Source organism: Dietzia sp. B19 (assembly GCF_014145155.1).
GTDB lineage: Bacteria > Actinomycetota > Actinomycetes > Mycobacteriales > Mycobacteriaceae > Dietzia > Dietzia natronolimnaea.
In genome coordinates this window covers 1-9,870 of record NZ_JAALED010000039.1, presented here as the reverse complement: position 1 = coordinate 9,870, position 9,870 = coordinate 1, and the positions used below count along the sequence as shown (strand labels likewise).

Annotated in this window: 12 protein-coding genes; 6 read left to right on the top strand and 6 right to left on the bottom strand. The window is 69.3% G+C overall.

Features of this window, described 5'->3' with window-relative positions:
* From G6020_RS01780 to G6020_RS01770, 3 genes are all read right to left on the bottom strand, one after another.
* Positions 1-183: sigma factor (locus tag G6020_RS01780; RefSeq protein WP_277815231.1), on the bottom strand; the 183-nt coding region annotated here is incomplete at its 3' end.
* A gap of 7 nt (positions 184-190) precedes the next feature.
* Complete coding sequence (locus G6020_RS01775; RefSeq protein ID WP_095718236.1) at positions 191-598, bottom strand: YciI family protein; 408 nt, start codon at positions 596-598, stop codon at positions 191-193.
* A gap of 103 nt (positions 599-701) precedes the next feature.
* Positions 702-2,672 carry a copper-translocating P-type ATPase gene (locus tag G6020_RS01770; protein WP_241730667.1) on the bottom strand — a complete coding sequence of 657 codons (1,971 nt, stop codon included), beginning with the start codon at positions 2,670-2,672 and terminating at the stop codon, positions 702-704.
* Positions 2,673-2,687: 15 nt separating this feature from the next.
* Between G6020_RS01770 and G6020_RS16840 the strand changes: the two genes are divergently transcribed.
* Positions 2,688-2,861: a hypothetical protein gene (locus G6020_RS16840; protein WP_241732177.1), complete on the top strand. Its 174-nt coding sequence runs from the start codon at positions 2,688-2,690 to the stop codon at positions 2,859-2,861.
* A 58-nt stretch (positions 2,862-2,919) separates the two neighbouring features.
* On the opposite strand, the gene G6020_RS01765 is transcribed toward G6020_RS16840, so the two are convergent.
* Both G6020_RS01765 and G6020_RS01760 read right to left on the bottom strand, forming a co-directional pair.
* The gene (locus tag G6020_RS01765) at positions 2,920-4,449 is read right to left on the bottom strand and encodes a multicopper oxidase family protein (RefSeq protein ID WP_095718238.1); all 1,530 of its coding nucleotides are present in this window, start codon (positions 4,447-4,449) and stop codon (positions 2,920-2,922) included.
* Positions 4,442-4,729 (bottom strand): SHOCT domain-containing protein, encoded by a 288-nt coding sequence (locus G6020_RS01760; protein ID WP_095718239.1) that lies wholly within the window; start codon positions 4,727-4,729, stop codon positions 4,442-4,444. The genes G6020_RS01765 and G6020_RS01760 overlap by 8 nt, the downstream gene beginning before the upstream one ends.
* 97 nt (positions 4,730-4,826) lie before the next feature.
* On the opposite strand from G6020_RS01760, the gene G6020_RS01755 reads away from it, so the two are divergent.
* From G6020_RS01755 to G6020_RS01735, 5 genes are all read left to right on the top strand, one after another.
* A complete protein-coding gene (locus G6020_RS01755; RefSeq protein ID WP_347238283.1) occupies positions 4,827-5,915 on the top strand; it encodes an RNA polymerase subunit sigma-70 in 1,089 nt (362 codons plus the stop codon).
* A gap of 123 nt (positions 5,916-6,038) precedes the next feature.
* A complete protein-coding gene (locus tag G6020_RS01750; RefSeq protein ID WP_095718241.1) occupies positions 6,039-6,596 on the top strand; it encodes a dihydrofolate reductase family protein in 558 nt (185 codons plus the stop codon).
* A 65-nt stretch (positions 6,597-6,661) separates the two neighbouring features.
* The gene (locus G6020_RS01745; protein WP_095718242.1) at positions 6,662-6,952 is read left to right on the top strand and encodes a DUF4287 domain-containing protein; all 291 of its coding nucleotides are present in this window, start codon (positions 6,662-6,664) and stop codon (positions 6,950-6,952) included.
* Between the two features lie 99 nt (positions 6,953-7,051).
* Positions 7,052-7,954: an enoyl-CoA hydratase-related protein gene (locus tag G6020_RS01740; RefSeq protein ID WP_182609465.1), complete on the top strand. Its 903-nt coding sequence runs from the start codon at positions 7,052-7,054 to the stop codon at positions 7,952-7,954.
* Between the two features lie 40 nt (positions 7,955-7,994).
* Positions 7,995-8,936 (top strand): SDR family NAD(P)-dependent oxidoreductase, encoded by a 942-nt coding sequence (locus G6020_RS01735; RefSeq protein ID WP_241732523.1) that lies wholly within the window; start codon positions 7,995-7,997, stop codon positions 8,934-8,936.
* Positions 8,937-9,542: 606 nt separating this feature from the next.
* Here the strand turns inward: G6020_RS01735 and G6020_RS01730 are convergent.
* Positions 9,543-9,870, bottom strand: a 328-nt coding sequence (locus G6020_RS01730) for an alpha/beta hydrolase (protein ID WP_182609464.1), incomplete at its 5' end; no start/stop codon positions are given.

Genomic DNA, 9,870 nt, shown 5'->3' with positions numbered 1-9,870 from the left:
CGGGTCGTCCGGCCACGTGCGCATGGCCTCGAGGAGCGCGTCCTGCACGGCGTCCTCGGCCGCCGCGAAGTCCGCCCCCCGGCGCACGAGCACGCCGATCACCTGCGGGGTCAGCTCGCGCAGTTCCTGCCCGTCTGCGGTTGGCCCGGTCTTGGCAGGCCCGTGCATGGCAGGACCGGTCATAGCAGGGTCAGCCCTCGAACTCCGGGGGAGCCTCCAGGAAAGGCCGCAGCTCGAGCCACTCGTGGATCGGCTCCCCGCCCGCCCCCGGGGCCGCAGATAGCTCGCCCGCGAGCTCGAGGGCCCGCTCGTAGCTGGCGGTCTCGATGATCATCCAGCCGGCGATGAGGTCCTTGGTCTCGGGGAACGGGCCGTCGGTCAGCGGCGGGCGGCCCTCGCCGTCGTACCGCACCCACGTCCCCGACTCCGACAACGCGTTGGCGTCGACGAACTCGCCGGACTCCTCCAGCCGAGCGGCGAAGTCGTTCATGTACTGGATGTGGGCGGACACCTCCTCGGGCGCCCACTCGGTCATAGGCACGTTATTGGGTGGCTCCGGGGCACCCCGGTAGTGCTTGAGCAACAGGTACTTGGCCATGGCGATCCTCCTCGTACTGTGCGACCCAGTGTGGTCGCTGCACTAGGGGGACGGAACCGGATCCGGGTTCTCGACATGAGCGACCAGATCGGTCACACCGTGGTCATGTGCGGGCCAATCGTGCCGGGTCGAGGTCGAGGCGGCGCAACAGCTGGGCGTTGAGCGCCACCACGATGGTCGAGACAGACATGAGGATCGCCGCGACCGCGGGGGAAATCGCCACGCCGACAAAGGCCAGAACCCCGGCGGCCAACGGCACAGCGATGACGTTGTACCCCGTTGCCCACACCAGGTTCTGCCACATTTTGCCGTAGCTGGCATGGGAGAGGTCGATGATAGACAGGACCGCCCGCGGGTCGTTCGCGGCGAGCACCACCCCGGCGGATTCGATGGCCACATCGGTCCCGGCACCGATCGCCACGCCCACATCAGCGCGAGCCAAGGCGGGGGCGTCATTGACCCCGTCGCCGACCATCGCCACCCTGTGCCCGCGCTTCTGGAGCTCGGTGACCTTGGCGTCCTTGTGCTCGGGAAGCACCTCGGCGAACACCTCGTCAATCCCGAGGTCCGTGGCCACGGCGTCCGCGACCTGCTGGGCGTCGCCGGTGATCATGGCGACCGAGACCCCACGGGCGTGCAGGGCGTCGATCGCCTGCCGGGACTCCTCCCGCACGGCGTCCTCGAGCGCGACGGCCCCCAGGATCCGGTCACCTTCGGCGACGTGCAACACCGACGCCCCGCGCGACACCCACTGCTCGGTCACCTCCGCGACGTCGGTGGGAATCGACAACCCCAGTTCGTTGAGCATGGCGGGACCGCCGACGCTGGCCTCGGTGCCATCGACACGGGCGCGGACCCCACGGCCTGGCAGGGACCGGAAATCGGTGGCGGCGATCCGCTCGCCGGCCGGCACCCGGTCATCGGCCGCCGCGACGATAGCCCGGGCGACGGGGTGTTCACTGTCGGCCTCGACCGCCGCCGCCAACGCCAACACCCGCTCCCCGGTGACCCCGCGCGCGGCGGTGACTCCCGTGACCCGGTGCTGGCCCTCGGTCAAGGTGCCGGTCTTGTCGAACAGGACCACATCGACGGTGCGCATGCGTTCGAGCGAGAGCCGGTCCTTGACCAACACCCCGGACCTGGCCGCTCGTTCGGTGGAGATCGCGATCACAAGTGGAATAGCCAACCCCAGCGCGTGGGGACAGGCGATCACGAGCACGGTCACCGTGCGCACCACGGCCTCGTCGACGTTGCCGAGCAACGCCCAGACCGCAAACGTGAGGATGCCCACGACCGTGGCGAAATAGAACAGGAACGCCGCGGCCTTGTCTGCCAGAGCTTGCGCTCGGGACGAGGAGGCCTGGGCGTCGGCGACCATCCGCTGGATGCCGGCCAGAGCCGTGCTCTCGCCCACCGCGGTGATCCGAACCCTCAGCGCGCTGTCCGTCGCAACGCTTCCGGCGACCACGGTGTCGCCGGCTTCTCTGGTGACCGTCTTGGATTCGCCGGTGATCATCGATTCATCGACTTCGGCACGGCCGTCGGTGACCGTGCCGTCGGCGGGCACCCGCGCTCCTGCGCGCACGAGCACCAGGTCCCCCAACTCGAGGTCCGGAAGCGGAACTGCGACAGTCCCGGAATCCGTGATCTTCTCCGCCGAGTCCGGCAGCATGGCCGCCAGCGCATCGAGGGCTCCCGAGGCCGAGCCGAGCGCGCGCATCTCGAGCCAGTGCCCGAGCAGCATGATCACGATAAGCAGCGCCAGTTCCCACCAGAAGTCCAGCTCGAACCCGCCGAGGCCCAAGGTGGTGATCCAGGAGGCGACAAAGGCGACAGTGATCGCCATGGAGATCAGCAGCATCATCCCCGGGCGGCGCGAGCGGAGTTCGGCCCATCCGCCCGTGAGGAACGGGGTGCCGCCGTAGAGGAAGATCACCGTGCCCAGCACCGGGGCGATCCACATGGCGCCGGGGAAATTCGGCATGGTGTAGCCGAGCAGATCGGCGACCATGTGGCTGAAGTACACCACCGGGATCGCCAGCACCAGCGACGCCCAGAAGCGACGGCGGAACATCTCCCCGTGTGCCCCGTGCCCAGCGTGTCGATCGTGGCCCCCGTCCTCGCCGTGCCCGCCCGGCCCGACATGGGCGACGTGCTCGCCGTGCTCGGCGGGGGGCGGGCTGTGAACCTCGGCGCCGTGGCCGTGTCTGGTCGGCGCCGGGTTCGGTTGCGCGGGTCCGTGTTCCGGATGCGACATCAATAGCCTCCTGGGAGTGGCGGGGCTCAGGGGTTCGGCTGTCTTGGGTGTTTCAGGGTGTTCACTAGGCCAGGTAGGACAGGGTGGTCATCATCCCGGCCTCCTGGTGATAGGCGTTGTGGCAGTGAAGCGCCCACTGGCCGGGGTTGTCGGCATCGAATTCGATCTCCACGGTGCGCATCGGTCTGATCGTGACGGTGTCCTTGCGCAGCCCGGTATCGGGCAGAGCGAAGGTGTGTCCGTGCAGGTGCATGGGGTGGAACATGTCCGACATGTTGCGCATCCGCATACGAACCCGTTGCCCTTCGTTGACGTCCAACGACGTGATGTCGGGGTGAGCGCGGCCGTTCAGGGTCCACCTGTACGGCGACATGGTCCCGCCCATGTCCAGACTGTGGTAAACATCGTGCCCCTTCTCTTCCAGTCGGACGTCCGCGCGAGGCGCCAGATCGGTGCCGAACAGCACCTGCCGGTCCAGCTCGTCGGGTCGGGACCGGGTAGGCAGGTCGCCCGCAGCGGTGCGCACCAGTGCCTGCCCGTGACCGGTCTTGCCCTCGGCCTGCGCGAACAACGGGAAGACGCCGTCGCCGAGGGTGACGAGCACATCGAACCGCTCGCCCATCCCGACCATCAGTGCATCGGTATCCTGCGGCACGACCGGGAAGCCGTCGGTGTGGGTGATGGTCATCCGGTGCCCGCCCAGGGCCACGCGGAAGGCGGTATCAGCACCGGCGTTGATGAGGCGGATACGCGCTCGCTCCCCGGGTGTCGCGTTGAACACCATCGGGTCCTCCGGGACCCGCCCACTGACCAGGTAGAGCGGATAGCTCACGTCCCCGGCGCCGCCGAGCATCGGCGAGAGCATCGTCTCGGAACCCGTGTCCGTGGCGCCCATACCTCTCATGCCGCCGTGGTCCATCGCGCCCATTCTTCCCATCCCAGATCCGCTGCCCATACCTGCGGCGTCACCGATGCCCAGGTCGCGGGCAACATCGTCGGGGGTGCGACCGGTGCCGTCGAGCCAGTCGTCGAGCACCACGATCCACTCGTGCTCATGGTCACCGGGCTCGTTCGGGTCGTCGACGATCAGGGGCCCGTAGAGTCCGCGGTCGAGTTGGAGCCCGGAGTGCGAATGATAGAAGTACGTGCCCGCGTGCGGGACGGTGAACTCGTAAGCGAACCGACCGCCGGGGGCGATGGGGTCCTGAGTCAGGCCGGGTGCCCCGTCCATGTCGTTGCTCAGTGCCAGTCCGTGCCAGTGCACGCTGGTTTCCGCCGGCAGCTGGTTGTCCACCTCCACCTTGAGCAGATCCCCGACACGGGCACGCAGTAGCGGCCCGGGCAGGCTAGGGTCGTAGCCCCAGGTGGAGACGACGCGTCCACCGAGATCCACGTCGACCGGACGCGGCGTCAACCGCGCTGAGACCACCCGTTGGCCCGCGCTGCGGCGCGCCAGCTCGGCACGACGGACAGCGTCCGACAAGGGCTGCACGGGGGTACCGGTCGGCGGGCCCGCTCCGGAACAGGCGACGAGCGCCCCGGCCCCGGCGAGGGCTGAACCGAGGAGGAAGGACCGGCGGGTCAGCTCAGACACGGGGCCGCCCGTGCTCGGGTTTCGTCGGTACGGAGTTGCCGGAGCGCGTCAGCTCCTCTCGGCGGGCCACGAACTCGTCGGAGCCGATCTCTCCGCGGGCGAAACGCACTTCGAGCACTCGAAGCGGATCGGCCTCCGGCGCGGTGCGTCCGTGCCCCCCGGAACGGTCATTACGGAACATCATGGCCAGCATGGACAGCACTGCCGCCCAAAACACGAGCATGCACACCGCCATGATGATCCACCCGGTGGCACTCAGCTGACCCGACCAGCCCATCATGGTCGTCACCGTCCTTCGGTTGGTGACATCAGCATCGCGCGTGCACGCACCAGTTCAGGTAGAGGTCGCGTGAAGTTTTGATCAAGAAGGCCGGCCGCTGCATCGGCGGTGGACACTGTCCCCCGGAACCTGTCGCCCGGCCGCCGAACCACACCACAATTCCGCACCCCCGGCGGACAATGACCGCGTGAACACGACCGAGGCGGAGACCTACCGCCGCGAGATCCTCGGCTACTGCTACCGCTACTTCGGCTGTATCGCGGAGGCCGAAGACGCAACGCAGGAGACGATGCTGCGTGCGTGGAGGGCGCGGGATGGCGCCGAATTCGGCGGCCGCTCGTCGCTGCGTACGTGGCTGTATTCCATCGCCACCCACGTCTGCCTGGACATGGCTCGCGCGCCGCAGCGACGCAGCCTTCCGGTGGACCTCAACGAGCCCGGCCGCGTCCCAGACGACCCCACGTCGCTGGCCACCATGCCCGAGCAGATGTGGATCGGCCCGGCGAGCGACGCCCATCTCGGCGTCGACCCGTCCGCCACCGCCCTCGCCCGCGAATCGGTCCGGCTCGCCTTTGTCGCCGCGCTGCAGTTCCTGCCACCCCGGCAGCGGGTCGTGCTGATCCTCCGCGATGTCCTGGTGCTCTCGGCGGCGGAGTGCGCGGACCTCCTCGACATGTCCGTGGCCTCGGTCAACTCCGCACTCGCCCGGGCGCGCAAGACCATGGCCCAGCACGGGGCCACTCTCCCAACCGACACCGCGGACGACGCCCCCGCCTACGACACCCGGCTTCTCGAGAAGTACGTCGCCGCCTTCGAGGCCTACGACGTCGACCGCCTAGTCGACCTGCTCACCGAGGACGCGGAGTTCAGCATGCCGCCGTTCGAGCTCTGGCTCCGCGGCCCCGCGCAGATCGAGCGCTGGTGGCGCGGCCCCGGGCAGGTGTGCCGCAACTCGCGGACCATCGTCACCTCCGCCAACGGCCGTCCGGCCGTCGCGGTCTATCACGACGGCGGCGGTCGAGACGAGAGCCGAAACGACGCCGGCGTTCGCGACTCCAGCGCGGCTCGATGGGAGCCGTTCGCGATCCACGTCCTGGAGTCCCGCGCCGGCCGCCTCTCGGCCCTCACCCACTTCATCGGCGCGGGCCACTTCGCCGAGTTCGGCCTGCCCGCCCACCTGCCGTAGGGAGAATCCCCGCCGCACCGATCACTTTCGGCGCCTCGCACCGTCTACCCCTGTGAAGGACGGTCCTTCGGGCCCCGAGCACCTGCTCGACCGGGCCCCCGAGTCCCCTCAGGAGGGATCATCATGAGCCGCACGATCACGGCCCACATGTTCTCCACGCTCAACGGCGTGACGGAGCATGCCGAGCACTGGCAGTTCGACGCCTTCGGACCCGAGGAGATGGAGTTCATGCAGAAGATGACTGCCGCGACCACGGACCTGGTGCTGGGCCGCACGCTCTGGCAGGAGTGGTCCGGTTACTGGCCCGGTGCGCAGGACCCGTTCGCCGAGTGGGTCAACCCGGTCCGCAAGCACGTGCTCACCTCCACCCTGACGGGCGAGCTGCCGTGGAACAGCGTTATCGCCACCGGTGATGCGGCCGGGTACCTCGGGCAGCTGCGGCAGGAACCGGGCGGCGACATCGCGATCGCGGGTGGCGTGGAGACCACCAGGAGGCTGGTGCTGGCGGGCCTGGTGGACGAGCTCACGCTGACCATCCACCCGGTGATCTCCGGTGAGGGCCGCAGGCTCTTCGACGAGTCCGTCCCCACGACGCGCCTGCGTCTGTTGAACTCGACGCAGACCCAGGCGGGCAACATCGTCGCGACCTATGCCCTGCGCTCGGACTCCGCGGACGCCTGACCGGACCCACTCGCTCATCACCCGAAACCCATCACCCCGCCGCCTATCGATCAGAGGAGAATCCGATGTCCTTCCAGGCGTATCTCGACACCATCGAAACCAAGACCGGGCTGACGCCGCGGCAACTCGTGGATCAGGCGACCGAACGCGGTTTCGGCCCCGGCACCAAGGCCGGGCCGATCCTGGAGTGGTTGAAGAACGACTACGGGCTCGGCCGCGGCCACGGCATGGCGCTCGTCCACGTGATCACCAAGGGGCCTCAGATCAGCTCGAAGCACGTCGGCTCCACCGGTTCACACGCCGACGCGACCGACATGCTCTGGCTCGATGGCGCGGCCACCAACCCGAACCGCTGAACCCGGATCCTCCCCCGTCGAGCCGGCGGCGAGTATGCGCAGCCGGTCAGTATCGGATCCCGGCCCCACCACCCGCCACCGCGGGTAGCGTCCGTCACCATGCAGCCCTCGCCCGACCAGGCACCCGAGACCGCAGCCGACCAGCGAGAGGTCGTCCTCGAGCGCCACGACGACGTCGCCGTGATCAGGCTCAACAGCCCCGATCGGCTCAACGCGGCGACCACGCGGAACCTCACCGACCTCGTCGCCGCCCTCGACGCCTGCGACGCCGACGACGACATCCGGGCCGTGGTGCTCACCGGCACCGGGCGGGCGTTCTGCGCGGGGGCCGACATCTCGGGCGGGGGCGACACCTTCGCCGTCGATCCCGGCCAGGACACCGGCAACCCCCCGCCGGACACGGGCGGCCTGGTCTCGCTACGCATCTTCCGGATGACCAAGCCGATCATCTCGGCGATCAACGGCTCGGCCGCGGGCGTCGGGGTGACCATGACCCTGCCCACCGACGTGCGTATCGCCGCGGACCACGCCAAGTTCGGGTTCGTCTTCACGCGACGAGGGTTGGTGCCGGAGGCGTGCTCCACCTGGTTCCTGCCCCGCATCGTGGGCATCTCCACGGCGGTCGAGTGGACTGTCGGCGGCAGAACCATCCTCGCCGGCGAGGCCCTGGAGCGCGGCCTGGTGCGTGAGCTGCTGCCCGCCGACGAGGTCCTCCCCCGCGCCATCGAGATCGCCCGCGAGCTGACCCGCGGCACTGCCCCGGTGTCGGCGGCGCTGACCCGCCAGCTCATGTGGCGGATGCTCGGCGCTCCCGACCCCGAGGTGGCCCACCGCGCCGAGTCCATCGGAATCTACACCCGCGGCACGTCCGCCGACGTCCGCGCCGGCGTCTCCGCGTTCCTGGCCAAGGAGGAGCCGGACTTCCCGGACCGCGTCTCGGACGGCCTGCCCGACCTCTTCTCACCTGAGCTACTTCCCTCACTGCCTCGCCGCATCATCTGACCGGTTCCACCGCCACCCCCCACCTCGGAGAGGACTCCCCATGACTTCTGTCGACCTCACCGGTCGCGTCGCGATCGTCACCGGATCGACCGCCGGCCTCGGCGCCCGATTCGCCCATGTGCTCGCGGACGCGGGCGCGACAGTCGTCGTGACCGGGCGGCGTACCGAGAGGATCGAGGAGGTCGTCGACGCGATCAGCCGACGCGGAGGCAGCGCGCACGGCGTTCGGCTGGACGTCGCCGATCCGGCCTCCGTCGAGTCCTGCCTCACGGAGGTGACCGAGCGTCTCGGCGCTCCCCGGATCCTGATTAACAACGCCGGCATCCCCGATGCGCAGCGCGCGCACAAGATGCCACTGGAGCTCGTGGACGCCGTGTTGGACACCAATATCCGTGGCCCGTGGCTCATGGCGACCGGGGTGGCCCGACGGTTGATCGTGGCCGAAACCCCGGGCCGGATCGTCAACATCTCCTCGATGGCCGCGTACCACTACGCCGGGAACGGGGCCGCCCTCTATGCCACGACCAAAGCGGCACTCAGTCGGATGACGGAGGCCCTCGCCGTGGAGTGGGCGCGCAATCTCATCAACGTCAACGCCATCGCGCCGGGAGTCTTCGAGTCGGAGATGACCGACGGGATGCTCGAGCGGGTCGGCGACATCGCGCCCGGGTTCCCGCGGAAGCGACTCGGCGTACCCGAACAGCTCGATTCCACGCTGCTCTACCTCGTCTCGGACGCGTCAGAGGCGGTCACCGGGACCGTCATCAAGATCGACGACGGGCAACTCCCCCGCCGAGTCAGCCGCCGCGCACCTGTCACCGATCAGCTCCGGACGCGTACTCCGACGCCAGCTGCCGCAGTGCGTCGTGGTCGCCTCCCAACAGGTCCACGGGTGGGCGCATGCCGGGCAGGGCGACCGACTGCAGGGTCCACCAGGAGGTCGCAGCTTCCGGATAGCGACCGGCGTCCAGCACCCGGTTGATCGCGCAGATGATGTTGTTCGGGTCGCGCGGATCGAAGTAGTCCAGTTGGAATCGCGGGTAGACCCATCTCCGGTCGCCGCGGAGCGCGATCAGGCGGCCGTCTCGCGCGAACGTCCGAAGTGCGTCGGCGGCGGTGGATTCGGACAACACTCCGCGCCGCGCGAGGGCCTCAGCCGCTTCGACCGAGCACATCACAGGCACTTGCAATGTGGCACCCCGCGAGACTGAGACCGCAACGGCACGGGCACGACGAGCGGCAGTGGCGCCATCTCCAGCTCGTGGTGCCGTGGGTCCCCGGAGGAGGTCCATGTCCGGAGCCCGGACCGTCTTCACCGCCCTGTCGATCTGCCCGGCGACCCGGCCGAACGCACTGCGACGATGCACTTCCCGCAGGACGACGTCCGAGAAGACCTGGTCGTCGAGCTCCCTCAACGCGCGATTCGCCCTGTCCCCCGGCGCGACGGATCTCTGGGACAACGGTCGATTCCGAGAAGTCATTGACGACCACCCCGCCTTCTGGGGAAGAACTCTAGACCGTCCGGGGGGTTGCGGCGAGGAGCAGTGTCGGCACGATGCTGCGCTCGGCGACCCGAGAATGTCCCGCATCAGGCCTCGGTGCGGCGCCACCAGTCGCTGATCGCGGTGGCCAACTCCTCAGGCGTCTCGACCGGCAGCATGTGCCCGGTCTCCGGGATCTCCACGTAGGCCACCGCCCGGGCGCCCTTGCTGCTGGCGCCCGCACCACCGCCCCCGGCACCGTTTGCCTGGGCCCACCTGCGCTGGTCCTCGGTGGGCACCACCTGGTCGTGTGATGCCCCCACGATGAGGACCGGGCAGGGCGCCTGCGCGGGGAAGGTACTGCGGTCCGGTTGCGCACCCAGGGCCACCGAGTGGGCGGCGAACCGCTCCGGCCCGTACCCGCGCGCCGCGCGC